The organism is Chromatiales bacterium (assembly GCA_020445605.1).
Taxonomy (GTDB): Bacteria; Pseudomonadota; Gammaproteobacteria; order JAGRGH01; family JAGRGH01; genus JAGRGH01.
On record JAGRGH010000037.1, the window covers coordinates 208,127 to 233,309 of the forward strand.

The window sequence follows — 25,183 nt, forward strand, 5'->3', positions numbered from 1 at the left end:
ACCCGTCGGCTTGCCCACGGTTCCGGATCCGGGCGCTCAAGGTCGCCCTGATACACTGATCGAATCGATTCAGTGTCCCGTGGCTGCCTGATGTTCAACGGAATCCGAGACGCCGTACGTGCCGCGCGTGAGCGCGACCCGGCCGCGCGCAATGCGTTTGAGATTCTCACGACCTATCCGGGTGTCCACGCGCTTCTTTTTCATCGGCTGAATCACGCGCTGTACCGAATTGGTCTGCGCTGGCTGCCGCGCTGGCTCGCGCACCTTTCGCGCTGGCTCACCGGGATCGAAATTCACCCGGGCGCGAAGATTGGCCGACGGTTTTTCATCGATCACGGCATGGGTGTCGTCATCGGTGAGACCGCCGAGATCGGCGATGACTGCACGCTGTATCACGGCGTCACCCTGGGCGGCACGAGCTGGCAGAAGGGCAAACGCCATCCGACGCTGTGCGCGGGCGTGATCATCGGTGCCGGGGCGAAGGTGCTCGGGCCGATCGAGATTGGCGCAGGCGCGCGCATCGGTTCGAACGCCGTGGTCGTCAAGCCGGTGCCGGCGGGTGCCACGGTCGTCGGTGTGCCCGGGCGTATCGTGACGGCCCAGCCGGCGACCGAGCCGGTCGCGCACGCCGGCCGCCAGGCCATTGCCGCGAAGATGGGCTTCGATGCCTACGGCACGACGCGCGACATGCCCGATCCGGTCGCCGTCGCCATCAACGGCATGCTCGATCACATCCATGCGATGGACACCCGCCTGGAACAGCTCTGCGAGGCGCTGAAGAAGATGGGGCTCGATCCCGGCGAACTGGGCCTGCCGGCGCTCGAGGGCTGCGAGATCGCGACCGAGCCGCGCCGGATCGACGCCGGTACCGCCGCCGCGGATTCCGCGCCACCTGACGGAAACCCGGATGCCGGCGACGCGGGCGATCGGGCTTGAATCGGCCGCCCTGAGAACCCATAGTCTTAAAGTTGCCGGGCGCAACGTCGCCGGAGGAGATCCACAGTCATGTCCGTAACCATCACCGAAGCCGCCGCGAAGCATATTCGCAATACGCTGGCCGAGCGCGGACATGGCATGGGCTTTCGCGTCGGCGCGAAAAAGTCCGGCTGTTCCGGCTACATGTATGCGCTGGATTTCGTCGATGAACTCGAGCCGGCCGATGCGGTCTTTGAGCAGCATGGCGTGAAGCTCGTCGTCGATCGCGACAGCCTGGCCCTGATCGATGGCCTGCGGCTCGATTTCGTCAGCGAGGGCCTGAACCAGGTCTTCCGCTTCGAGAATCCGAACGTGAAGGCGACCTGCGGCTGCGGCGAGAGTTTCGCGGTCTGACACTCGCGGGTGCGGGATCGTCCCGTGCCGTCGAGGACCTGCTTACACCGGCTGATTCCGTATTCCACTGTGTGCGTTTCGGAGTGCGTGCATGAAACGAATCCTGCTGTTTGTCCTGACCAACGTTGCCGTGCTCGCGGTGATCAGCGTCGTATTCAAGCTGCTCGGTCTCGAGAGCTATTTCGACGAACAGGGCGGCCTCAACCTGACGGCATTGCTGATCATGTCGGCCATCATCGGCTTTGCCGGATCGCTGATCTCGCTGGCGATGTCCAAGGCCGCAGCGAAGCGCATGATGGGCCTCAAGGTCATCGAAAAGCCGGCCAACCGTACCGAGACCTGGCTTGTCGAAACCGTGCGCCGGCAGGCCGAAGCCGCGGGTATCGGCATGCCCGAGGTCGCGGTTTTCGATTCGCCGCAGCCGAACGCCTTTGCGACCGGCGCGCGCCGCGATGCGGCGCTGGTCGCGGTATCCACCGGCCTGCTTCAGCAGATGCAGGCCGACGAGGTCGAGGCCGTGCTCGGCCACGAGGTCTCGCACGTGGCGAATGGCGACATGGTGACCATGGCGCTCATGCAGGGTGTCGTGAACACCTTTGTGGTGTTCCTGTCGCGTGTGATCGGCGTGGTGGTTGATCGTGTGGTGTTCAAGGTCGAGCGTGGCCACGGTCCGGCGTTCTTCCTGGTGTCGCTGGTTGCGCAGGTGCTGCTCGGCATTCTCGCGACGATGATCGTGATGTGGTTCTCGCGTCATCGTGAGTTCCATGCCGACGCCGGCGGCGCGCGTCTGGCCGGGCGCGAGGAGATGATCCGCGCGTTGCAGCGGCTGGGCGGCCCGGCCGCGGACGACCTGCCGGATCAGCTTGCGGCGTTCGGCATCACTGGGCGGTTCGCTTCGGGTATCAAGCGGCTGTTCCTGTCGCATCCACCGATTCCCGAGCGCATCGCGGCCCTGCGCGCCGCGCGCTGAACGGGGCGGCGGTGATACGGTAGCCGCGTGACGATCCGGCCCCAGCGGACGGGTCGTGCGCGAACCCGTTTTCTGAACCGATCCGAGTCGAAGGCGAGACCATGTCCCTGATCCGTCCCATTGCCGGTCTGCGTCCCGCGCCCGGGCGTGCGCAAGACGTCGTGGCGCCGCCGTATGACGTGCTCAATCGTGCCGAGGCCACGCAGCGTGCGCGCGGCCGGCCGCACAGCTTTCTGCATGTCTCCAAGGCGGAGATCGATCTGCCGGACAGCGTGGACGCCCATGATCCTGCCGTTTACGCAAAGGCCGCCGCGAACCTCGCGGCAATGGTCGACGCCGGCGTGCTGGTGCGCGATCCCGCGCCGTACTACTACGTGTACCGGCTGGTCATGGATGGTCGCGCCCAGACCGGCATCGTCGCGGGCGCCTCGGTGCGTGCCTATGAGGCCGAACGCATTCGCAAGCACGAGTTCACGCGACCCGCGAAGGAAGACGACCGGGTGCGGCAGATCGAGGCGCTGAATGCCCAGACCGGGCCGGTGTTTCTGGTCCATCGCACCAACGCCGATGTGGATGCGGTCACCGCGGTGGTACTGGAGACGGCGCCGGATGTGGATGTTGTCGCCGACGACGGCGTGCGTCACAGCCTGTGGGTGATACACGACCTGGCGGTGATCGACCGTCTGACGCATGCGTTCGAACGTATGGCGGCCCTGTATGTGGCGGATGGCCATCATCGCTCGGCGGCGGCGACCCGCGTTGCCCAGGCGCGCCGGTCTGGTCACGACGCTCCCGATGCGAGTCACGAGTATTTTCTGGCCGTCGTCTTTCCGCACGACCAGCTGCGCATCCTCGACTACAACCGCGTGGTGCGCGACCTGAACGGTCTGGACGACGCGGGCTTTCTGGCCGCGCTCACCGAACGCGTGGGCGTTGCGCAGGAGCCGGGCCCGGTCGCCCCGCGCGCGAGCGGTGAATTCGGTCTGTATCTGGCCGGGCGCTGGTATCGTCTGACGATGGATGCCGCGGCGCTTGCCGACGACGACCCCGTCCGGCGCCTGGACGTCAGCCTGCTGCACGACCGGATCATCGCGCCGGTGCTCGGCATCCACGACCCGCGCCGCGACGAACGCATCGATTTCGTCGGTGGCATCCGGGGTCTCCGGGAACTCGAGCGCCGCGTCGATTCGGGCGAGATGCGCGCGGCGTTTTCGCTGTATCCCACCCAGCTTGAAGCGCTCATGGACGTGGCCGACAGCGGCCAGGTCATGCCGCCGAAATCCACCTGGTTCGAACCCAAGCTCGCCGACGGGCTGGTCTCGCACGTTCTGGACTGAGGACGGTCGTGGTGCAGCGCACCGCCGACCCCGCTGCCCGGGGCATCGTCTCCGGCTCCGGATTCGATCCTGCCGAACGCGAGCGTATCGCGGCTGCGCGCGCTCTCGCACTGCAACGCTGCGGCGAACGTCTGGCGCCAGCCGACCTCGACGCGGTCGCGTCCATTCTCATGGGCCTGCGCGCGGACGCGGTGACCGTATCCGCCGGGCATCTGTACGCCGCGGTGCTGGGCTGCGGAGCCAGCGTTTCCGAAATCGCCAGCGACGACCGTGAGGCCGTGCGCCTGGTCGATGCCGCCGCGCGACTGGATCACTTCGCGGCTGCCGAGCGGGGCAGCCAGGACCCGAAGCGCGCGGCCCAGTACGCCGAGAACCTGCGCAAGATGCTGCTCGCGCTGGTCGATGATGTGCGCGCGATTCTGGTCGCACTCGCGCACCGTCTGCACGCACTCAGAACCGCGCCGCGCCGGCCCGAGGCCGAACGCCTGCGCCTGGCCCGGGAAACCCAGACGGTGCATGCGCCGATCGCCAATCGGCTCGGCATCTGGAGCCTCAAGTGGGAACTCGAGGATCTCGCGCTGCGCCACAGCGAGCCCGAGGCCTACCGACGCATCGCGCGCGAACTCGACGAACGACGCAGCGACCGCGAAGACTATGTCGCGAGCTTCATGGATGCACTGCGCGGGCTGCTTGCGGATGCCGGTATCGACGCCGAGGTCGCCGGTCGCGCCAAGCACATCTACAGCATCTACAAGAAGATGCGCCGCAAGGACGCTTCGTTCGACGAGCTTTCGGATATTCGCGCGGTGCGCGTGCTGGTGGATACCGTTGCCCAGTGTTACGCGGTGCTCGGCATCGTCCACAGTCATTGGCGTTACCTGCCCGGTGAATTCGACGACTACATCGCGCGACCGAAGCCGAATCTGTATCGCTCGCTGCACACCGCTGTGATCGGTCCGGGCGAGAAGCTCGTCGAGGTGCAGATTCGCACCCACGAGATGCATCGTCACAGCGAACTCGGCATCGCCGCGCACTGGCGCTACAAGGAAGGCACGCATCACGATCCGGGTTTCGAGCAACGCCTGGTCTGGATGCGCCAGCTGCTCGATCCGCGAGACGGTGACCATCCGGCCGAACTCGTTGAAGGTTTTGACGAGGCGATCGGCACCGAACGCGTCTATGTCATGACGCCACAGGGCGATGTCATTGACCTGCCGGCCGGCTCGACGGTGCTGGATTTCGCCTATGCGATCCATACCAACATCGGTCACCGTTGCCGTGGCGCCCGTGTCGATGGGCGCATCGTGCCGCTGACCCAGGTGCTGGAAAGCGGGCAGCGCGTGGAGATTCTCACGCACAAGCACCCGCAACCCAGCCGCGACTGGCTGAGTCCGCATCTGGGCTATCTGAAGACCCCGCGCGCACGCAATCGCGTTCGGCAGTGGTTTCGACAGCTCGACTACGATCGGCACGTCGCCGACGGGCGTGAACTCGCCGAGCGTGAGTTCAAGCGCCTCGGCGTCGCCGATCCCGTCTGGCCGCGGCTGCTCGAGCGGTTTCGTCTCGCGCGCGCAGAGGATGTCTACGCCGCGCTCGGTCGCGGGGATGTCTCGGCCGCACAGCTTGCCGCCGCACTGGACGAACCCGTGGTGCGGCCGCCGCTGGAGATCCGCTCGCCCCGCAAGCGGCGCGCGGTGCCGGCGGCCAATCCCGCGCGGGACGGCGTGTCGATTCGTGGCGTCGGCAACGTGCTTACAAACATCGCGCGTTGCTGCCGGCCGGTGCCGGACGACCCGATCGTCGGCTACATCACGCGCGGACGCGGCGTGACGATTCACCGTCGCGACTGCCCGACGTTGCGCAATCTGCGCGAGGTCGATCGCGCGCGCATGATCGACGTTTCGTGGGCGGACCGTCCAGAGCAGCGCTACCCGGTCGATCTGTTCGTGCGCGCCTACGACCGCAAGGGGTTGCTCGGTGATGTCACGACGGCGATTGCCGCCGAAAACATTGAGCTGACCGACGCACACACCCACAGCGACCGCAAGCAACTGACCGCGACCATGACGCTGACGGTGGAGATCTCCGACAACGCCCAGCTCAGCCGGCTCATCGACCGTATTGCCCGGGTGCCGAACGTTGTCGAGGTGGCTCGCCGGCGTTGAGTCGTTTGTGCTGGACCCCGCGCGATGTGATCAGCTGAACACCACGGTGCGGTTTCCGCACACCAGGATCTTGTGCTGGAGGTGGTGCCAGATGGCCCGCGCAAGAACGATCTTTTCCAGATCGCGACCCTTGCGCACCATGTCGTCGATCGAATCCACGTGACTGACTGCAACGGTCTCCTGCGCAATGATCGGACCTTCGTCGAGGTCGTCGGTGACGAAGTGGCTGGTCGCACCGATGAGCTTGACGCCGCGACGATGCGCCGAGTGATATGGGCGCGCGCCCGCGAACGCCGGCAGAAACGAGTGATGGATGTTGATCACGCGGTTTGGAAACGCCGCGACGAAAGCCGGCGAGAGCACCTGCATGTAGCGTGCGAGCACGACGAAGTCGATCTGGTGTTCGCGCAGCATTGCGATCTCGCGCTGCTCCTGATCGGCCTTGCTGGCCGGGTCGATGGCGAACTCGTGATAGGCGATGCCGAACTGGGATGCGATCGGACTTGCATCGGCATGGTTGCTTACGATCAGCGGAACTTCGACTGCCCACTCGCCGCAGGCAACCCGCGCCAGAATGTCGTACAGGCAGTGCGTCAGCTTTGAGACGAACACCGCCATGCGCGGACGCACATCCGAGAAGTGCAGGCGCCAGCTGAGCTTGAGCGGTTCGGCGACCTCCTGGCCGAAACGTGCGGCGATGGCCTCACGCTCGATCGCGAACCCGTCGAGTTCCCATTCGATGCGCAGGAAAAACCAGCCCTGGTCGGTGTCCACATGCTGATCGAGATAGACGATGTTGCCGCCGTGCTCATGCAGGAAGCGGCTGATCGCGGCGACCAAGCCCGGGCGGTCGGCACAGTGGACGAGCAGGATGGCGGTGGTGGCGGGCATGGGCATGGACGGGCTTTCGTGGTGACCGAGCGTAAGATTGTAGCGAGTGGTCCGAGGCGCGTTGTATGGAAGTGCTGTATTTCATGATTCCGCTGGCGATCGTGCTCGTCGCGCTCGTTGCCGGCCTGTTTTTCTGGGCCGTGCGTTCAGGCCAGTTCGACGACCTGGAAGGCCCGGCGCACCGTATCCTCGACGACGACGATTCCTCCCCGCGATAGCCGGCCGTCGGCGCGGCGATTTCCGCTGGGGAAGCGCTGACCAATCCGTCGAAGGAAGGCCGGGGCGCGGAGTTCGCATGGCTGGTCTTTCCGATTTGTCTTTTTTTTCAATGGCTTGCATCCGTCGAAAATTGGCGATTGGTTTCTCTATGCGGGAAACGCCGAGCGGTTTGGCCTTTCCATCTCCTTTGTCAGATTTCGTGGCACTTGCATCGGTTGTCATGGAACCATATATAAGCATTCGGTAAAATGTTTATTCATTAGCCTGATCGCTGCCCGCGGTCCGGCCACCCCCGTCAGAACCAGCCGCTATGCAGACCGCACGAATCGAGTCCGCCTGGTCCAGACCGCAGGAATGCGAGGCCTGCGGCGTGCGCCAGCTCGTGCTTTTTTCGGACCTCCAGCACAACGACTTCCGGCTGATTCACGAGCCGATCGACGATCTGCATTTCGACGCCGGCGATTCGCTGTTTCGCGCCGGGGACTCCGCCCGGCACGTCTATACCATCCGTGGCGGCCTGGTAAAGCTCGAACTCATCCTGCGCGACGGTACCTCGCGCATCGTGCGCCTGCTTCGGCAGGGCGATGTGGCGGGGCTGGAGGCGCTGACCGACTCGCCGTACGCGCAGGACGCCGTCGCGCTCGAACCGGTGGACGTCTGCCGTATTCCGTCGGCGACCGTGAACCGGCTCAACGAGGAAACCCCGCGACTGCACCGGCAGCTTACCCGGCGCTGGCAGGAGGCCGTCCACGACGCCGATGCCTGGCTGACCGATCTGATGTCCGGCTCGGCGCGGATGCGCGTGCTGCGCCTGCTGCGACACCTCGCCGGCCTCGCGGATGCGCAACGTTTCTACCTGCCAAGTCGCGAGGACATCGGTGCGATGCTCGCGATCACGACCGAGACCGCCTCGCGCATCGTCGCCGAGCTGCGTCGCAACGGTGTTCTGACCGTCCTCGACGCCCACCACGCGCGCGCGGATCTCGCCGCGATCGAGCGCCTGCTGGCCGCCGAGTAGACCTGCGCCGGGCGACGGCGCGGCTTGTCGCTCCAGGGGGCGCGCGGTAGACTGCGCGGACTTTTCCCCGCCCCACTTCCAGGCACTTAGCCGATGTATTCCGGCAGTTTCGTCGCGCTCATCACACCGATGCACGACGACGGTTCGATTGACTATTCCGCGCTGGCGCGACTCGTCGAATTTCACGTCGAGCAGGGCAGCGACGGCATCGTTGCCGTGGGCACCACGGGCGAGTCGGCCACCCTGGATTTCGACGAGCACTGCCAGGTCATTCGAGAGGTGGTCAGCGTCGCCGCCGGCCGGGTGCCGGTGGTCGCGGGGACCGGCGCGAATTCGACCAGCGAGGCGATCGAGCTGACCGAGTGCGCACGCGAGGCGGGCGCCGACGCGATGCTCTCGGTTGTGCCCTACTACAACAAGCCCACCCAGGAAGGCCTGTATCGGCACTTTCGCGCGATTGCCGGGGCCGTGGACGCCCCGCTGATTCTCTACAACGTGCCGGGCCGCACGGCGGTCGACATGCTGCCCGAGACCGTCGCCCGACTCGCGCAGATCGACAACATCGTCGGACTGAAAGAGGCATCCAGCGATCCGGCCCGGGTGCCGGCCGTTGTCGCGCGGGTCGATCCTGGCTTCATGGTGATGTCTGGTAATGACGACATGGCGCGCGAGGCGATCTACGCGGGTGCCACGGGCGTCATATCGGTCACCGCGAACGTGGCCCCGCGTGCGATGCACGAGATGTGTGCCGCGGCGCTTGCCGGTCAGCGCAACGTTGCCGATGTCATCGACGCGCGCCTTGCACCGCTGCACGCGGCGCTGTTCTGCGAGTCCAATCCGATTCCGGTGAAATGGGCCGTGCACCATATGGGACTCGCGGGTCGCGGCATACGCCTGCCGCTGACCTGGCTCACCGAGTCCTGCGAACCCAAACTGCGCGCGGCGCTGGAGGCCAGCGGTGTTGACTAAGTTTTCGCAATTGCACCGTGTCGTGGCCTTCGTGCTTTCGGCATCGGTCGTATGGCTCGCCGGTTGTAGCGCCGTTTCCGAGAACCTGCCCGACCGCCGCGTCGATTACAAGAAGGGCCGGGTCGAGGGCAATCCGCTCGAACTGCCGCCGACGGTGTCGTCCTCGCAGTTCGACCCGCAGCTCGTCGTGCCGTCGGCAGATGGCACCGGTACGGCGCGCTACTCGGAATTCGCCAGCGGTGGTGGCCCGGTGCTGGCGACTGGTCGTTACTCGAACGTGTTGCCGGCCATCGAGGCGGTGCGTCTGCGCAAGGACGGGCAGCTGCGCTGGCTCGAGGTCGACGGATCGATCGAACGGGTCTGGGACCGCACACGCGAGTTCTGGGCCGAACAGGGCTTCAAGCTCATCGAGGCGGATCCCGCCGCGGGCGTCATGGTCACGGGCTTCAAGGAGAATCGCGCCGACATTGCTGATGACTTCATCACGCGCACGATTCGGCAGGTCGCGGACTTCGCCTACTCGGCCGCAACCCGCGACCAGTACCGCGTGCGCATCGAGCGCGGCGCGAGCGATGCGATCGCCGAGGTGTATCTGACGCATCGGGGTCTCGAGGAAGTCGTGACTCGCGACGCCGGCAACAACGCCGACGGCACCATCTGGAAACCGCGCGATACCGATCCGGTCCTGGAGGCCGAGATGATCGCGCGCCTGCAGGCGCATCTCGGTCAGCAGGAGGTCGCCGACCGGCGTGCAGCCGGTGCCACCCAGGCCAGCGAATCGCTGACGAAGTTCGAAGCCGATGCGGCAAGCCCCCTGATCCATGTGGCCACGGGTTTCGATCGCGCCTGGCGCATGGTCGGGCTGGCGCTCGATCGCAGCGGCTATGTGATCGAGGACCGTGACCGTTCGCTCGGCAACTACTACGTGCGGTTCATCGAGACCGACGTGGTCAACGCCAAGGAAGACGAGGGGTTTCTCTCGAAGCTCGCTTTTTGGCGTTCGAGCAAGAAGCCCAAGGTCGAAGATGCCCCGTTGTATGTCGTCAATGTGCGTGGCGATCGTGAGCGTTCACGGGTATCGGTGCTCGACGGCAATGCGCAGGCGCCCAGCACCGCGGCAGACGCGAAGACCCTGCTCACGGTCGTCTATGGCGCCCTGAACTGACAAGGCCGATCCGCCTTGGATTGGTAATGCGAACAAGGCGAGAAATCCCGCTGTTTCGCGTTCTTCGAAACTGACTGACCTGTTGCGAGACCATCGCGGGTCGAGATCCAGGATGCGAGCATGAACGCGTTGACGAAATTCACCGGTCGCGCCGCGTTGTCGCCGTTCCGTCTGGCGCGGCTGGCCGACCGTATCGAACGTGCGACCGGCCAGCGACCGGACATCTCCGCGCGCTTCGTGCATTTCGTGGAGTCCTCGCGCGCGCTGGATGCCGCCGAGTCCGCGATCATCGAGCGTTTGCTCGATTACGGTCCCGACTACCGCCAGGACGAGGTCGATGCGCCGCTGCGTCTGGTCGTGCCGCGGCCCGGCACGATCTCGCCGTGGTCCAGCAAGGCGACGGACATCGCCCACAACGCCGGTCTCGCACAGGTGGTCCGCATGGAGCGCGGAACGGTCTATCGCGTGGCCGGTGTGACCGAGGCGCATGCCGTGACGGTCGACGCGCTGCTGCACGACCGCATGACCGAGACCGTGTTCGACGATCTCGACGCCGCCGCCCGACTGTTTCATCACACCGAGCCGCAGCCGTTTTCCACAGTGGACCTGCTGGGCGGCGGACGTGCGGCGCTGATCGACGCCGATCGTCGCTACGGGTTCGCGCTTTCGGCGGACGAGATCGACTATCTGGTCGGGCGTTTTTCGGCGCTGGGTCGCAACCCGACGGATGTCGAGCTAATGATGTTCGCGCAGGCGAACTCCGAGCACTGCCGGCACAAGATCTTCAATGCCGAATGGGCCATCGACGGCGTCGACCAGGGCGAGTCGCTGTTCGGCATGATTCGCAACACCTCGAAGTTGTCACCCTACGGGCTGCTGTCGATCTATCGCGACAATGCCGCGGTGTTCGCCGGTCCCCGCGCGCTGCGTTTCCGGCCCGATCCGCAGACCGGCGAGTACCGTGCGCGCGAGGACGAACTGCACATCCTGTTCAAGGCCGAGACCCACAATCATCCGACGGCGATCGCGCCACATCCAGGTGCGGCAACGGGTTCGGGTGGCGAGATCCGCGATGAAGGCGCGACCGGCCGCGGTGGTAAACCCAAGGCCGGCTGGTGCGGATTTTCCGTTTCGAACCTGCGCCTGCCCGGCTTCGAGCAGCCTTGGGAAACCGATTTCGGGCGACCGGGGCGTATCGTCTCGGCGCTGGACATCATGCTGGAAGGCCCGATCGGCGCCGCGGCATTCAACAACGAATTCGGCCGGCCGAATCTCGCTGGCTGGTTTCGAACCTACGAGGCCGAAGTGCCCGGTCCGCACGGTCCGGAACTGCGCGGGTACCACAAGCCGATCATGCTCGCCGGCGGCGTTGGCAGCGTGCGCGACGGGCTGGTCGAGAAAGGCCGTCTCGCACCGGGTGCGCCGGTCGTGGTGCTGGGCGGACCGGCCATGCTCATCGGGCTCGGTGGTGGCGCGGCGTCGTCCATGCTGAGCGGCGCGAGCAGCGCCGACCTGGATTTCGCGTCCGTGCAGCGCGGTAACCCCGAGATGCAGCGTCGCTGTCAGGAGGTCATCGACCGCTGCTGCGAACTCGGCGACGAGAGTCCGATCGTATCGATTCACGATGTCGGCGCGGGTGGGCTTTCAAATGCACTGCCGGAGCTCGTCAACGACAGCGGTCGAGGTGCGCGCTTCGAACTGCGCGAGGTGCCGAACGACGAACCCGGCATGACACCGCTGGAACTGTGGTGCAACGAGGCGCAGGAACGTTACGTGCTGGGCATCGATGCCGAACGGCTGGCGGTGTTCGAGGCGCTGTGTGCGCGCGAGCGAGCGCCATACGCCGTGATCGGGCACGCGGGCGCGGAGCAGGACCTCGTCGTCGATGACCGGTTCTTTGACCATCGTCCCATCGACATTCCCCTGTCGCTGCTGTTCGCGGACACCCCGCGCATGCGTCGCGACGTGCACCACTTCAGCTTTCCCAAGCCCGAGATCGACACCGGGCGAATCACGCTTGAGAAGGCCGCCGAGCGTGTGCTGCGGCTGCCCGCGGTGGCCGACAAGACCTTCCTGATCACCATCGGCGACCGATCCGTGACGGGGCTCGTCGCGCGTGACCAGATGGCGGGGCCGTTCCAGGTGCCGGTCGCGGACTGCGCGGTGACGCTCGCCGACTACCACGGTCATGCGGGCGAGGCCATGGCGCTCGGCGAACGTACACCGCTTGCGCTTGTGCATGCCCCGGCCGCCGCGCGCATGGCGGTCGGCGAGGCAATCACCAACCTCTTGTCCGCGCCGATCGAAAGGCTCGGCGATGTGCGGCTTTCGGCGAACTGGATGGCTGCGGCGGGTCATCCCGGCGATGATGCGGCGCTGTTCGACAGCGTGCGTGCGGTCGGGCTGGAACTGTGCCCGGCGCTCGGCATCGCAATCCCGGTCGGCAAGGATTCCATGTCCATGAAGACGGTCTGGGAGCACGGCGGCGAGCGCCGTGAAATGACCGCGCCCGTATCGCTGATCGTTTCCGCCGTGGCACCCGTCACCGACGCACGCCGCGCACTCACGCCGGCGCTGCGTCTGGATTGTGGTGACACCGATCTCGTGTTCGTCGATCTGGGCAAGGGCCGTCAGCGCATGGCGGCCAGCGCCTATGCGCAGGTCACCGGACAGCTCGGCCATCACGGGCCGGACCTCGACGATCCGCACGCGCTCGCTGCGCTGTTCGACGTCGTTCAGGAAATGAATGCCGACGATCTGCTGCTTGCCTGTCACGACCGATCCGACGGTGGCCTGTTTGCCTGTGTAGGTGAAATGGCGTTCGCCGCGCACGTCGGTGTCGATATCGATCTGGACGATCTCGGCGACGACGATGTTTCCGCGCTGTTCTGCGAAGAGCTTGGCGTGCTGTTGCAGGTGCGCCATCACGACACCGACGAGGTGCTCGACCGTCTGGCCGATGCCGGGCTTGCACGGCACAGCTTCGTGCTCGGCACGACCAATGACGACGATGTGATCCGGTTTCTTCGCGGCGACAATGCGGTGCTGGCCCGCGCACGCTGCGAGTGGCAGCGCCTGTGGTCGGAGACCAGTTGTCTGATGCAACGCCTGCGCGACAACACCGAATGCGCGGCGCAGGCGTTCGCGCGGGTCGTCGAGGACGATCCGGGCCTGCACGCCAAGCTGACCTACGATCCCGACTTCGACACGACCGCGCCGTACATCGGTGTCGGTGCCGCGCCGCGAGTCGCAGTCCTGCGCGAGCAGGGGGTGAACGGCCAGATCGAGATGGCGGCCGCGTTCGACCGCGCGGGCTTCACCGCCGTCGATGTGCACATGAGCGACATCATCGCCGGGCGCGTGGATCTGGGCGGATTTCATGGCCTGGCCGCCTGTGGCGGCTTTTCCTACGGAGACGTGCTTGGCGCCGGCGAGGGCTGGGCGAAGACGATCCTGTTCAATGACCGCGCGCGGGACGGGTTCGAGCAGTTCTTCGCGCGCACAGACAGCTTTGCGCTGGGCGTCTGCAACGGCTGTCAGATGTTGTCGAACCTGCGTGAACTGATTCCGGGCAGTGCGCACTGGCCGCACTTCGTACGCAACTTCAGTGAACAGTTCGAGGCGCGACTGGTGATGGTCGAAGTCCAGAAGAGCGCCTCGGTGCTGTTGCGGGACATGGCCGGTTCGCGCATGCCGATCGTCGTGGCGCATGGCGAGGGGCGCGCCGAGTTCCGCGACCCGGCGCAGCTCGTGGCCGCCGAACCGCATGTCGCGCTGCGTTACGTCGATCACTGGGGTCGAACCGCGGAAACCTATCCGTCCAATCCGAACGGCTCGCCGCATGGCATCACCGGGCTCACGAGCACGGATGGACGCGTGACCATCATGATGCCGCACCCCGAGCGGGTGTTTCGCAGCGTGCAGTTTTCGTGGTGTCCGCCGGACTGGGGCGAGGCCTCGCCGTGGCTGCGCATGTTCCGCAATGCGCGGACCTGGCTGGCCTGACCGCAAACGACGTTTGTCAGTTCGCCTCTGGGTCAATCCACGGGCTTGCCGATGCGACTGACTCCCATCCTGACATTGACCATCGTGCTTGCGACGATGGTGAGCGGCTGTGCCGTTCGTGAGACCACGCTCCCCGATCATGAAATCGATGCGCCGCGCTGGTGGCGCGTGCGCTATCTCATGCACTGGCCAGAGGATTCCGGGCCGCTGCTATATCGCGACACCCTGATTGCCAATGAGATCGTTGCGCCGGTGCTCGAGACCGAGCGCGATGCGATCGTTGCGTGGCGCATGCATCGTCGCGCGCACCGCGAAACGGGCGGTCATGCGTTCAGCTTTTTGTATTACTCGAATGCCGCGGACGGCCCGCGGATTGCGCGCGAATTGATGGAATCGCCACTGCTTGAGCGACTGCTCGCCGCGGGCGTGGTCGAGCGGGCGTGGTCGGAGTGGGGGCGGGCGATCGAGGATTCACCCATCGAGGCCACGAGCGACCCGAGCTGGTCGCCCGCGATGGCGCGCCACTGGCCGTGGTTCATCATGGGTGTGAGCGAGACCTGGCTGCGTCTGATCGCCGATTTCGCAGGCCCGCGTGCCACAAGTGCGGATGTGAATCTCGAAGCACTGGATGAACGGTACCTGAGGGTCAGCGAAGCGGTGACCGAACGCTGGGCCGGGGAGGGCGGCCATGCATTCCTGCATCACCTGAATGCCGTGTTCGGCTACGCGCCGGTGCAAACCGGCCCTGATGAGTGGCAGCGTTTCTGAGCGGGCCTGGGCAAAAAAATGCGCCGCGTCCCTGCGGCGCCATGCGCGGACAAAGCCGGCCAGACAGTCCTTGTGCGGGACGAAAACGAAAAAGCGCGGTTTTTCGTTTTCTTACATTTTCAGTGGCTTAGGGACATTGAAAGTGGTGGCACGTCCCTGTGCCACGGGAAACTCTGAATTGATCAGAGTTTCCTTAGAGATCCCACCAGTCGAAATCGAAGTTCGTACCGAGCAGAGGGTCGATATAGATCGCGAGAAGCTGTCCGTACTCGACCAGCGCCGCGTCCGGATGATCCTCGTGGGCCTGTACGTCAAACATATACCAGCCGGCGCCGAGCACATCGTGCATGTCGGTGATGCCGGAGGATTCCTCGTCGGTCGTGATGAACTCGGCTGCGCCCTCGGAGAAGTAGCGGGGGTCGTGCGCCGCGACTTCGATCAGCTCCTGGGTCTCGATGCCGTAGAGCCAGATCTTGCCCAGACGCGCATTGCCGCCGACGTCTTCCTGCATGACGATTCGGCCGTAGATGTCGACCGTCAGGTTGTCGAGCATCTGGTGACCTTCGTCACCGTCGAGCAGCAGTTCAATCGTGCCTCCGTAACGGAACGGATCATCGACATCACGGAAGCGCAGTTGCCACAAGCGACTGGCGAGGTTGCTCGCGTCCCCGGCGCCACGGAAGTTGCCGGTCGTCACGAAATAGAAGTCGTTCTCGTGGCCGGGACGGGGATCCCATGCGCCGTCCTCGATGCGCTGAAAACGCGTAACGTCGCCCGCAATCGATTCGGCCTGAAGTTCGGCGCCAGTCTTGTTTGCGACCCATCCATGATCAACCAGGGTGAACTGCGCGCGCCGAACAAAGCCCATCTCGGCATTGCCGAGACCGAATTCGTTGCTTTCCTCTGGAATTGCGTCACCAGCCTGATACACGCGTACGCCACGCAGTATGCCGTTGAGGAGTCCCGCGCGCGCGACCACGTTGCCGGTCGTCTGCTTCCAGCCAGCGTAAACATAGAGCTCTGACGGCGCGTCGGTGCTGGCAGGGTCGGTCACACGATCCGCGTCGTCGAGTCCGATCACAAGTGTGCGCATGCGCGAGTGCGGGTGCGGCGCGATGTTTTCAAAAGCCATCTTCCCGAGCGTCGGCAGTTCATAGAGCTTGCCGGCTTCGGGGCCCGTCGCAACGTATGCGAACCCGCGGCCGTGGTCGTCGGAGAACGGCGGACGGGTTTCCTCTCCGGTGAGAAAGATTCGATCTGCGGTACCGTAGGTTTCGCCGTTTTCAAAAATGAACGCCTGTGGTGAAGCGAGGGTGGCCGAACAGAACCGGTTGAAAGCGTCGGTTCCGCTGACAAACCACTGGCTGTCGGTGTCCCAGGTATTGACGTCGGTGCCGCTTGCGACCGCATCGCGACCACTGAGCACCTCGAGGTTTGTATTGCGGATCTTCCAGCGCGACAGGAACGAGCCGGTTGAACCATGTGCACGCACGGTGCCGGCCTCCGGCCCAAACTCGTGATTCAGGATAAGGTCGAACGTGCCGTCGCCGTTGTTGATGCCACCCAGACCATCGGGGATTCCAGCCATTGTGTAGCCGCCGATTGTATCGCCGACGGTCAACACAGAGATCACGGCCACGCGGTCGCCGAGCAGCGGGTTTGCCTTCATGTACGGTTCGGCAGCGGTGCTTGGCCCGATATTGGCTGCACTGACCGCGGTCGAGGCTACGCCGATCGCCATCGCGATCGCGGAGCGACATACGCTATGAATTTTCATGCATTCACCTTGCATTGCCAGCAGATTGATGTTTTCCCGGCATCAGGTCCGGGGCGGCAAAGCTTGCCGGCGCGAGGTGACGCGTCGTTGACGCGCGATTTACGAATACATCATTGTTTTGCTGCGCTACGGTTGCGGGTGAAATATCGCGGACATGCCGATGAAACATCGGCATCTCAATTGGCGGCGTTCGGTCGCCGGTCTGCGATCGGTCAGGCTGTGGCGGGGGCGATGGGCCAGTCGGCGAGGCAGCGATAACGCGTTCCGCTGCGTTGAGGCGCGGATTCGTAGAGTCCGAATCGCGTGACATTCCAGATCCACGAACCGTGTGAATCGAGATCCGGCGCAGTCGCCGCACCCCGTATGAGGGTGAGGTGCGGCTGGTACGGACGATCATCGAGCGCAAGCGCGCAGGCATCGAGTGCAGCGGCCATCGTCTCGGCCAGCATGTGCAGGGCCGCGGGGGTTTCCGCCGGCGCGGCCCAGACGACGCGCGGTCGTGCCCACCAGCCGAGGCGCGTGATCGCAAGATCGAACGGCGCGCCGCGGTAACGATCCGCCGCTGCGATGAGGCAGTCGCGCTGTGCGGCAGTGCAATTGCCCGCGAACGCGAGCGTCAGATGAATGTCCGCCGGCGCAATCACACGGGCGCGATCGCCGGCAAGCGATGCACCGATCTCGGCGAGTGCCCGTGCGAATTCCGGCGACGGCCAGCATGCGAAAAACAGCCGCTGGGTGGGCTGCGTGGCCGCAGCCGTGTTCAAGTCTGAACGATACGCAGATCGCCGCGACCTGGATTCGTCCGGCTCGAAAACTGGGCGAGCGGCTGTGCCACGCCCAGATGCACGCCCTGCGCGAAGTCGACGCCGACCTTGCGCACCGCCTCCAGCACCGCGTCGGATTCCACGAACTGCGCGACGCTCTGGCGTCCGAGGGCATGCACGATGTCGTTGATCGACTTGAGCAGCGTCAGGTTGGTCGAAGAAAGCATCTCGCCGTGCAGTACGCCGGTGCCGATTTTGATCAGGTCCACGGGCAGACGCGACAGATGTCCGAACGAGGTCTTGCCCGAACCGAATCCGTCGAGCGCGAAACGGCAACCCAGGCCCCGCAGCAGGTCGGCCACCCGCCGCACGCGATTGACCTGTTCCAGCGCGCGTTCCGAGATCTCGAAACACAGCCGGTCGGCGAGCCCGACCTCACTGGAAAGCAGGTCGACCAGGGCGCCGATTGCGCGCGAGTCGCCGATCGTCTGCGGCGACAGATTGATATGCAACTGGGTGACGCGCCCGACACGTTCGGTCTGGCCCTGCAGCCAGCGCAGCGCGGCCTCGACGACCCAGCGGTCGATCTCTGCCATCAGACCGTAACGCTCGGCGATCGGCACGAACGCACGCGGCGACACCATGCGGTCGTTCGGGGCATGCAGACGCGCGAGGATCTCATAACGAGGTTGCAGGTCGCGCGCGGCGATCGGCACGATGGGCTGGGCAAACAGCGTGAAGCGGTTGTGTGCAATCGATTCGCGCAACACCACCGCAAGCTGGTTCTGGCGGACTGAATCGTTGCGCGATTCGCGCCGCACCTGGTCGTAGGCGAGCACGCGATTGCGTCCGGCGTCCTTGGCCGCATAGCAGGCGATGTCCGCAGCCTTCAGCGCTTCGGCGCGCGACATGCCGCGTTCGAGCGTGACCACGCCGACGCTGGCGCCCACGGTGTACTCGCGATCCTCCCAGAGCAGACGGTAGCGCTCGACCACGCCGCGAATGCGCTCACCGAGTGCCATGCCGGCTGCGCGGTCGCAGTCGACCGAGACAATCGCGAACTCATCGCCGCCGATCCGGGCCAGCAGGTCGCCGCCGAGCAACACCCGGCTCAGTCGTTCGCCGAGTTCACGCAGCAACTGGTCGCCGGCGGCATGGCCCTCGCTGTCATTGACGAGCTTGAATCGATCCAGGTCGATGAACAGCAGCGTCGCTGGCGCAAGTGCCGGATCTGCGAGCACGGAGTCCAGATGTCGGTCGAACGCGGCCCGGTTCGGCAGGCGGGTCAGAGCATCGTGTTCGGCCTGATGGGTGATTTCGTGATTCTTGCGGCGAACCGTTGCAATCACGAACCAGCCCACCAGCGCGCTGGCCGTCAGGGTCGCAGCGATCAGACCAATGATCTTCAGTTCGGTCGCGTGCATCTGCGCATTGCTCTGTGCAAGCGCGGCGGCCGAGTTCCGGGCCTGGAGTGCGACCAGTTCGTCGAGTACGCCCAGGACCTCGATCTGCGCGGTGTCGCCCGCGTCGATCGTTGCGTCGAGCAGGGCAGATTCGCCGCCGCTTTGCAGCAGTATCACTGCACGGTCATTCAGCGGCTGGGCGATGCGCAGCCGGTCGCGCAGCTCCTTGGCCAACAGCGCCTCCGCGCCGGCCAGCGGACGGTTTTCCCAATCGACCCTTGCCTCCAGGAACGCACGGGCGTGACCGTAATAGCGCTGTGCCTCGGCGTCACGCTCGAACGGATCGGCGGCTCCACGCAGCAGCACGATGGAGTGCGCCCGCTGGCGAATGGCGTCGCGCATGCGGTGCACCGCAGCGGTCTTGGCCTGGGTGTCTTCGACGAGCGTGGCGATTCTGGCGTTGGTCTGGGCGACCTGGTCCAGGGCGATCGCACCGACCGCGACAATCATGAGCGCCGTCAGGGCAAAGCCTGCCGCGATGATTGAACCCGATGCGTTACGCACGCGCCGTCCTCCTTGTGACGGACCGGTGCGCGGCGCGCGCCCGGCTCCCGACCCAAAAAATAAGACTAGCCCGGATTTTTCACAATTTTGAGAACTGCGTCACAGTTTTATCCGCGCACCGGGAAGTGGTTGCGCACATAGTCGTCGACGAGGGCCTGAAACTCCTCGGCGATGTGCTCGCCCTTGAGCGTCGGGCCTTTCTCGCCGTCGATGTAGACCGGCGCCACCGGCCGTTCGCCGGTGCCGGGCAGACTGATGCCGATATGCGCGTGCCGGCTTTCACCAGGGCCATTGACGACACAGCCCATCACGGCGACCTGAAGCGTTTCGACGCCCGGATGGCGTTCGCGCCAGACCGGCATGCTCGCGGCCAGATGCTGCTGGATGCGCTGGGCGAGTTCCTGAAAATAGCTGCTGGTGGTACGCCCGCAGCCCGGACAGGCGATCACCGTCGGCATGAACGAGCGCAGCCCGAGCGCCTGCACGATGTGCTGGGCGACGACGACTTCCTCGGTACGCTCGCCACCGGGTTTTGGTGTGAGCGAGATGCGGATGGTGTCGCCGATCCCGGCCTCGAGCAGCACGGCCAGCGCGGCTGTGGATGCGACGACGCCCTTCGTGCCCATGCCGGCCTCGGTCAGCCCCAGATGCAGCGGCCAGTCGCAGCGTGTGGCGAGTGCCCGGTAGACCCGGATCAGGTCCGGCACGCCGGAGACCTTCGCCGACAGCACGATGCGGTCGCGCGCGAGACCGAGCGCGACGGCCTGCTCGGCGCTGTCGATCGCCGAGCGGATGAGGGCCTCGTCCATCACGCAGGTCGCATCCAGCGGTTCCGCGCGCCGAGCGTTCTCGTCCATGAGACGTGCCAGCAGCGCCTGGTCGAGGCTGCCCCAGTTCACGCCGATGCGGATCGGCTTGTCGTAGCGGCAGGCCGTTTCGATCATCGCGGCGAACTGTTCGTCACGCTTCGCGCCGCGGCCGACATTGCCGGGGTTGATGCGATATTTCGCCAGCGCCTCGGCGCAGCCCGGGTGCGCCGCCAGCAGCTTGTGGCCGTTGTAGTGGAAGTCGCCGACCAGCGGCGGGTCCAGGCCCTCGGCAAGCAGCCGGTCGCGGATGCGCGGCACCGCGTCGGCGGCCTGATCGTTGTTGACGGTGATGCGCACGAGTTCCGAGCCGGCGCGCGCGAGTTCGGCGACCTGCCGCGCCGTGGCGGCGACGTCGGCCGTGTCCGTGTTGGTCATCGACTGCACCACAACCGGCGCGCCGCCGCCGACCACGACCGTGCCGATGCGCACGGCGCGGCTGATTCGGCGCGTTTCGGCGCACGGCGGCGGGTTTTGGCTAGAGGCGGTCATGGGCGGGGGCGCATCATAGCGCCGGGGGCCTGGCGTCACCGAGCGCATGTGCCACCGGCGCCTGTTCGAGCAGCCAGGTCGCGATGGCGCCGCGGTCGAACGCGGTCAGCTTCGAGGTCGAGCGGTCGACGACCTCGGCCATGGTGTCGCCGACGTAGTCACCGTTGGGCAGCGCGCCGGATTCGAGCAGGTCGAGCAGGTCCGTGCGGCTCCATTTGCCGATGCCGGTCTCGCGGTCCGGGGTGATGTTCGGCACCTTCTCGCCGGATGGCCCCTGTGCCGTGCCGGCCAGGCGACGGAACACATCGGGCTCTCCGAACAGGCCGCGCGGGGTGTGGCACTCGTCGCAGTGGCCAAGCACTTCCACGAGGTACGAGCCACGGTTGTAGGCGTCCGTGCGCGCCGGGTCCGGTCGCCAGCGGCGCTCGCGAAACACCCTCGCACGCCACAGGTTCAGTCCTGGACGCCAGCCAAACGGCCAGTCGAGTTCGTGCGCGCGGTTCGCCTGCCGCACGGGCTCGAGCGAGCGCAGGTAGGCCCACAGATCGGCGAGGTCCGCGTCGCTCATCCCCGTGTAGCGCAGATACGGCAGGCTCGGATAGTACGGCCGGCCGTCCGGGCGCAGCCCCTGGCGAAGCGCGCGATACAGATCGGCGCCGCTCCAGCGGCCGATGCCAGTCTCGGGGTCGGGCGTGATGTTCGGCGCATAGAAAATGCCGAAACCGGTCTCCAGCGCCCGGCCACCGGCCAGCGGTGGCTGATCCTTCGCGCTGTGACAGCCCGCGCAGCCGGCGGCGGCGAAGACATATTCGCCGCGCACGGCGTCGCCGCCTTCCAGCGCCGGGGCCGAGCCGCCGCGAGGCCAGTAGAAAAACGCCGCGATCGCGCCGACCAGGCCGATCGCGACGACGAGTCGCCGGGCGCGAATGGCTCAGCGCTCCGTTTTCTTGCGGAAGTCCTTGTGACAGTCCTTGCAGGTCGATTCCAGATCGTTGAAGGCCTTGGCGGTATCGCCGCCGGCGAGTGCGCGCTCGTAGGCCAGCGCGGCGTCCTGCGACTGTTTCACGACCTTTGCGAACGCGTCGGGCTTGGCCCAGATCGCCTCCAGCGCGTCGGTTTCGCCGAAATCGCTGCCTTCCGGAAAGATCTGGTCCAGTTCGCCGGTGAGTTCCACCATCGCGCGGGCGTGGTGGGCGCGGCTCGCGGTGAAATCCACGCGGCCCTTCTCGATCGACTTCAGTGCGCCGGTGTGGCCACCGATCGCGCGCATGATGGATTTGCGGTAGCCGATGACCTGTTCCGGGTCCGATGCCAGCAGCGGCGTGGTCAGGCCGACGGCCAATACGGCAACAACGAGGCGAACGGGCAACATTTCAGTCTCCAGGATGCAGAGGAGGGGAAACAATTATATGAAACCGCCGAGCGGCGCCCGGGTTTCCGCGTTTGTGAGCCATGAGCAGGCCGAAGTTCCCTTGAATCGCGGCGTCCGGATCGGCATATTTCAGCGTTTGCTAATTTTCCCTTGGACCCCAACATGGCCAACTCGCCGCATATTTACGAAGTCACCGAAGCCACGTTCGACGCCGAGGTGATCGCCCGATCGCACGAAGTGCCCGTGCTCGTGGACTTCTGGGCCGACTGGTGTGCGCCCTGCCGCATGCTCATGCCAGTGCTCCAGGCAGTCGTGGACTCGCACGCCGGCCAGGTCGTACTCGCGAAGGTCGATACCGACAAGGAACAGCGCCTCGCCGGCACGCACCGCGTGCGCGGCCTGCCGACCGTGCGGCTCTACAAGGACGGCAAGGTCGTCGAGGAGTTCACCGGCGCGCAGCCGGAATCCGTCGTGCGTGCCATGGTCGAGCGTCATCTGGCGCGACCGGGCGATCCGCTGCGCCACGAGGCGCGCTCCGCGCTCGCCGCCGGCAACGCAGAACACGCCGTGCAGTATCTGACCGAGGCCCTGTCGCTGGACCCGGACAACGGCGAAATCCAGGTCGAACTCGCCGAAGCGCTGGCCCAGCAGGGCGACCTGGATGCCGCGCAGGAACGACTGGATGCATTGCCGCTACAGATTGCCGAGACCGAACCCGCGCGCCGACTGCGTGCGACGCTGATGTTCGCGCGCGCCGCCGGCACCGGCGGCGATGCGGACATCGCGGCAATGCTTGCGGCCGATCCGAACGACAGCGAGGCGCTGTACCGCCGCGCGGCGCAATCGGTGGTGCGCGGCGAATACCCGGAAGCCCTCGAAGACCTGCTCAGCGTGCTGCGCAACGATCGCGGCTTTCGCGATGGCGCCGCGCGTGAAGGCATGCTCGCCGTGTTCGAGATTCTCGGCCCGCAACATGAACTCGCCGCCCAGTTCCGCCGCCGGATGGCCGCGGCACTGAACTGAGCAAGCGGCCGCTTTTGTGACACAACCAACCCGGAGACTGCCGTGCGCGGATGGCCGAGGTTGGGAAGCAGGTTCGTGTCGCTGGCTGTTGGACGAGCCCGAAAACAAGGCAGGTAACCAATGCTCGCGACCATCCGCTACTACTATTCAAGGTTTGGAATCCCCGGCGTGTGGTCGGCCACCAAATTGAAGCTCGGCGGTTCGGATCATCTCATCGAGGTCAGAAAGCGCGGGGTCAAGGCGCCGTTTTTTCTCCGACTGCGAACCAGTGACCTGCCGACCTTCGAGCAGATTTTTGTCCGCCAGGAGTACGACTTTCTTGCCGGGTCCCCGCCGAAGGTGATCGTGGATGCAGGCGCAAACATCGGGCTCGCGTCGACCTGTTTTGCAAACAGGTTTCCACTTGCAAAGATCATCGCGATCGAGCCGGAAGACAGCAATTTCAGATTGCTGGAACGCAACGTCTCGCCTTATCCGAATGTGGTTCCCGTTCAGGCGGCATTGTGGAACTCCAATGGCGAGATCAGCCTGGTTGACCCGGGATATGGCAAATGGGGGTACATGACGAGCGATGATGAAGCTGCCCAGAGGAGCGTCAATCAGGTTTGTCATCCGGTGGCGGCCATGACGGTGGACCGGGTGATGCGCGACTTTGGCCTGGACAGGATCGATATCCTCAAAATGGATATCGAGGGCGCCGAGCGGGAGGTGTTCGCCGGTTCTTCGTCCTGGATTGAAAGCGTCGAGTCAATCATTGTTGAACTGCACGAGCGGTTGAAACCCGGCTGTAATCGAAGTTTCTACAACGGTACCAACGGATTCGACTCGGAGTGGAGGCAAGGGGAAAGGATCTATCTTTCAAGACGCGGGGTCATCCGTCCGGGCCCCGGCGCAGGTCGGACCAGAAGGGCTGCCGTCGCATAGGGTTCCGGCGTTCGGCCGACTCACCGGTTGCGCTATGCGGCGCTTCAGTGCTGCGGTCGTGGCGGTTTGCGTCGAAACAAGATGCCACAGGCAGGAACGGAATTCCCTGCGCGGTTTCCGGATTGCGCGGTCGGCACGTATGCTGTGCGGCACGTGATTCGCATCCTTCCGGTCGGCGAGCGATGGGCATTCTCAGAAAACTGGCCAGAATACGGAGGTATGGGCTGACTGGTGCGCCGATCAGGCAAGACCGTCTCATCGTATCCGCGGAGAAACGTCTGGTTGTCGGTTTCACGCCCAAGGCGGCCTGTACGGTCGCCAGCAAGCTGTTCTTTCATACGATCGGAAAGCTGGACGAAGCCCGGGATCAATCGGACTGGATCCATGATTACAGGGAGGTTTACTGTGAGAAAAACCCGGTCCGCTATGTCCACCTGGTGTCCAGGTCATTCCTGAAAATCAAGTTTGTTCGGAATCCATTCCACCGTGCGGTAAGCAGCTACATCCATGCGATGAGGTACGGGTACGTGGGCGCGGAAATCGAAAGGTCGCTCCGTCTGGGGGATTTCCGGGATGCGTCGTTTCGGGACTTCGTCCGCTTTCTCACCATGGAGGACCTGCATCGTTCGAACGTCCACCACGATTACCAGAAACTACGGCTCGAAGGTGTCGCGTTTCACTTCGACCACATAGTCCGGGTGGAAAATATTCTGGAACGGCTCAGTCAGATCAAAGCAGCCGATGGACGCGGCCTGGACTGGAACGAATCGTTGCTGAGCAGTCGACATCACACCAAGAAGAAGTGCGGGGAACAGGTGGCGGCGTTCGACCTGCCCTTCAAATCGCTCGTTGAGACGGGCGCTGGCTTTCCGGATTACAGCCGGTTTTACGATCCGCAATTGCTGGATGCGGTATACGAATTGTATAAGGTCGATTTTGATGCGTACGGATACGCTCGCGGGAAGCTTTGAATCGTTCAGTCTTTGCCGGGACAGGTCGTTGGCAGGCGGTTGAAATTCTGATTTCAACGGCCTGATATCGCGCGACAGGGACGTCTCGCCCGAAAATCGAACACACAAGTGTTTGATTTTCGTGAGCAACCGAAAACCGCGCTTTTCGGTTGCGATGTTGAAAAGGCCATGGATGGGCCGTTTTCAACAAC

The 25,183-nt window shown here is 65.0% G+C and carries 21 protein-coding genes; 14 read left to right on the forward strand and 7 right to left on the reverse strand.

Translation table 11 applies throughout. The features are described 5' to 3' along the window. The first annotated feature begins 90 nt into the window (after positions 1–90). The 5 genes from cysE to KDG50_08065 all read left to right on the forward strand — a co-directional run bounded on the left by cysE (position 91) and on the right by KDG50_08065 (position 5,801). Positions 91–936, forward strand: coding sequence for a serine O-acetyltransferase (gene cysE / locus KDG50_08045; protein MCB1865370.1), 846 nt, complete (start codon positions 91–93; stop codon positions 934–936). 69 nt (positions 937–1,005) lie between these two features. Then, positions 1,006–1,329, forward strand: a complete 324-nt coding sequence (locus KDG50_08050) for an iron-sulfur cluster assembly accessory protein (protein MCB1865371.1) — start codon at positions 1,006–1,008, stop codon at positions 1,327–1,329. Positions 1,330–1,420: 91 nt separating this feature from the next. Beyond that, entirely contained in the window at positions 1,421–2,299 is an 879-nt protein-coding gene (gene htpX, locus KDG50_08055; GenBank protein ID MCB1865372.1) for a protease HtpX, read from the forward strand. A gap of 101 nt (positions 2,300–2,400) precedes the next feature. Continuing rightward, the gene (locus KDG50_08060; GenBank protein MCB1865373.1) at positions 2,401–3,636 is read left to right on the forward strand and encodes a DUF1015 domain-containing protein; all 1,236 of its coding nucleotides are present in this window, start codon (positions 2,401–2,403) and stop codon (positions 3,634–3,636) included. An 11-nt stretch (positions 3,637–3,647) separates the two neighbouring features. Beyond that, on the forward strand, positions 3,648–5,801 hold the full coding sequence (locus KDG50_08065) for a bifunctional (p)ppGpp synthetase/guanosine-3',5'-bis(diphosphate) 3'-pyrophosphohydrolase (protein ID MCB1865374.1): 2,154 nt from the start codon (positions 3,648–3,650) through the stop codon (positions 5,799–5,801). Positions 5,802–5,831: 30 nt separating this feature from the next. On the opposite strand, the gene purU is transcribed toward KDG50_08065, so the two are convergent. Next, the gene (gene purU, locus KDG50_08070) at positions 5,832–6,698 is read right to left on the reverse strand and encodes a formyltetrahydrofolate deformylase (GenBank protein MCB1865375.1); all 867 of its coding nucleotides are present in this window, start codon (positions 6,696–6,698) and stop codon (positions 5,832–5,834) included. Positions 6,699–6,757: 59 nt separating this feature from the next. On the opposite strand from purU, the gene ccoS reads away from it, so the two are divergent. The 6 genes from ccoS (at position 6,758) to KDG50_08100 (ending at position 14,836) form a co-directional block, all read left to right on the forward strand. Next, entirely contained in the window at positions 6,758–6,910 is a 153-nt protein-coding gene (gene ccoS, locus KDG50_08075) for a cbb3-type cytochrome oxidase assembly protein CcoS (GenBank protein MCB1865376.1), read from the forward strand. Between the two features lie 311 nt (positions 6,911–7,221). Continuing rightward, complete coding sequence (locus tag KDG50_08080) at positions 7,222–7,929, forward strand: Crp/Fnr family transcriptional regulator (GenBank protein MCB1865377.1); 708 nt, start codon at positions 7,222–7,224, stop codon at positions 7,927–7,929. A gap of 93 nt (positions 7,930–8,022) precedes the next feature. Then, positions 8,023–8,898 (forward strand): 4-hydroxy-tetrahydrodipicolinate synthase, encoded by an 876-nt coding sequence (locus KDG50_08085; GenBank protein MCB1865378.1) that lies wholly within the window; start codon positions 8,023–8,025, stop codon positions 8,896–8,898. Then, entirely contained in the window at positions 8,888–10,063 is a 1,176-nt protein-coding gene (gene bamC / locus KDG50_08090; protein MCB1865379.1) for an outer membrane protein assembly factor BamC, read from the forward strand. The genes KDG50_08085 and bamC overlap by 11 nt, the downstream gene beginning before the upstream one ends. 120 nt (positions 10,064–10,183) lie before the next feature. Then, complete coding sequence (gene purL, locus KDG50_08095) at positions 10,184–14,068, forward strand: phosphoribosylformylglycinamidine synthase (protein ID MCB1865380.1); 3,885 nt, start codon at positions 10,184–10,186, stop codon at positions 14,066–14,068. Positions 14,069–14,119: 51 nt separating this feature from the next. Then, positions 14,120–14,836, forward strand: coding sequence for a hypothetical protein (locus KDG50_08100; GenBank protein MCB1865381.1), 717 nt, complete (start codon positions 14,120–14,122; stop codon positions 14,834–14,836). 193 nt (positions 14,837–15,029) lie between these two features. Here KDG50_08100 and KDG50_08105 read toward each other — a convergent pair whose 3' ends face one another. The 6 genes from KDG50_08105 to KDG50_08130 form a co-directional block, all read right to left on the reverse strand. After that, positions 15,030–16,613 (reverse strand): hypothetical protein, encoded by a 1,584-nt coding sequence (locus KDG50_08105; protein MCB1865382.1) that lies wholly within the window; start codon positions 16,611–16,613, stop codon positions 15,030–15,032. Between the two features lie 212 nt (positions 16,614–16,825). Continuing rightward, complete coding sequence (gene thpR / locus KDG50_08110) at positions 16,826–17,377, reverse strand: RNA 2',3'-cyclic phosphodiesterase (protein ID MCB1865383.1); 552 nt, start codon at positions 17,375–17,377, stop codon at positions 16,826–16,828. Beyond that, a complete protein-coding gene (locus tag KDG50_08115) occupies positions 17,374–19,344 on the reverse strand; it encodes an EAL domain-containing protein (GenBank protein ID MCB1865384.1) in 1,971 nt (656 codons plus the stop codon). Before KDG50_08115 ends, thpR begins: the two co-directional genes overlap by 4 nt. Positions 19,345–19,451: 107 nt before the next feature. After that, positions 19,452–20,702: a flavodoxin-dependent (E)-4-hydroxy-3-methylbut-2-enyl-diphosphate synthase gene (ispG, locus tag KDG50_08120; protein MCB1865385.1), complete on the reverse strand. Its 1,251-nt coding sequence runs from the start codon at positions 20,700–20,702 to the stop codon at positions 19,452–19,454. Positions 20,703–20,715: 13 nt separating this feature from the next. Continuing rightward, positions 20,716–21,540 carry a c-type cytochrome gene (locus KDG50_08125; protein ID MCB1865386.1) on the reverse strand — a complete coding sequence of 275 codons (825 nt, stop codon included), beginning with the start codon at positions 21,538–21,540 and terminating at the stop codon, positions 20,716–20,718. A 93-nt stretch (positions 21,541–21,633) separates the two neighbouring features. Continuing rightward, the gene (locus KDG50_08130) at positions 21,634–22,074 is read right to left on the reverse strand and encodes a cytochrome c (GenBank protein MCB1865387.1); all 441 of its coding nucleotides are present in this window, start codon (positions 22,072–22,074) and stop codon (positions 21,634–21,636) included. Between the two features lie 162 nt (positions 22,075–22,236). On the opposite strand from KDG50_08130, the gene KDG50_08135 reads away from it, so the two are divergent. The 3 genes from KDG50_08135 (at position 22,237) to KDG50_08145 (ending at position 24,992) form a co-directional block, all read left to right on the forward strand. After that, a complete protein-coding gene (locus KDG50_08135; GenBank protein ID MCB1865388.1) occupies positions 22,237–23,097 on the forward strand; it encodes a tetratricopeptide repeat protein in 861 nt (286 codons plus the stop codon). A gap of 120 nt (positions 23,098–23,217) precedes the next feature. Next, a complete protein-coding gene (locus KDG50_08140; GenBank protein ID MCB1865389.1) occupies positions 23,218–24,021 on the forward strand; it encodes an FkbM family methyltransferase in 804 nt (267 codons plus the stop codon). Between the two features lie 182 nt (positions 24,022–24,203). Continuing rightward, complete coding sequence (locus tag KDG50_08145) at positions 24,204–24,992, forward strand: sulfotransferase family 2 domain-containing protein (protein ID MCB1865390.1); 789 nt, start codon at positions 24,204–24,206, stop codon at positions 24,990–24,992. The last annotated feature ends 191 nt before the right edge of the window (positions 24,993–25,183 follow it).

Bases quoted from the DNA above. Each gene is read 5' to 3' on its own strand.
- purU (MCB1865375.1), bottom strand. From the start codon at position 6,698: ATGCCCATGCCCGCCACCACCGCCATCCTGCTCGTCCACTGTGCCGAC.
- KDG50_08060 (MCB1865373.1), top strand. From the start codon at position 2,401: ATGTCCCTGATCCGTCCCATTGCCGGTCTGCGTCCCGCGCCCGGGCGT.
- KDG50_08085 (MCB1865378.1), top strand. From the start codon at position 8,023: ATGTATTCCGGCAGTTTCGTCGCGCTCATCACACCGATGCACGACGAC.
- KDG50_08105 (MCB1865382.1), bottom strand. From the start codon at position 16,613: ATGAAAATTCATAGCGTATGTCGCTCCGCGATCGCGATGGCGATCGGC.
- ccoS (MCB1865376.1), top strand. From the start codon at position 6,758: ATGGAAGTGCTGTATTTCATGATTCCGCTGGCGATCGTGCTCGTCGCG.
- htpX (MCB1865372.1), top strand. From the start codon at position 1,421: ATGAAACGAATCCTGCTGTTTGTCCTGACCAACGTTGCCGTGCTCGCG.
- KDG50_08080 (MCB1865377.1), top strand. From the start codon at position 7,222: ATGCAGACCGCACGAATCGAGTCCGCCTGGTCCAGACCGCAGGAATGC.
- KDG50_08145 (MCB1865390.1), top strand. From the start codon at position 24,204: ATGGGCATTCTCAGAAAACTGGCCAGAATACGGAGGTATGGGCTGACT.
- KDG50_08130 (MCB1865387.1), bottom strand. From the start codon at position 22,074: ATGTTGCCCGTTCGCCTCGTTGTTGCCGTATTGGCCGTCGGCCTGACC.
- KDG50_08140 (MCB1865389.1), top strand. From the start codon at position 23,218: ATGCTCGCGACCATCCGCTACTACTATTCAAGGTTTGGAATCCCCGGC.
- KDG50_08050 (MCB1865371.1), top strand. From the start codon at position 1,006: ATGTCCGTAACCATCACCGAAGCCGCCGCGAAGCATATTCGCAATACG.
- cysE (MCB1865370.1), top strand. From the start codon at position 91: ATGTTCAACGGAATCCGAGACGCCGTACGTGCCGCGCGTGAGCGCGAC.
- KDG50_08100 (MCB1865381.1), top strand. From the start codon at position 14,120: ATGCGACTGACTCCCATCCTGACATTGACCATCGTGCTTGCGACGATG.
- purL (MCB1865380.1), top strand. From the start codon at position 10,184: ATGAACGCGTTGACGAAATTCACCGGTCGCGCCGCGTTGTCGCCGTTC.
- KDG50_08135 (MCB1865388.1), top strand. From the start codon at position 22,237: ATGGCCAACTCGCCGCATATTTACGAAGTCACCGAAGCCACGTTCGAC.
- ispG (MCB1865385.1), bottom strand. From the start codon at position 20,702: ATGACCGCCTCTAGCCAAAACCCGCCGCCGTGCGCCGAAACGCGCCGA.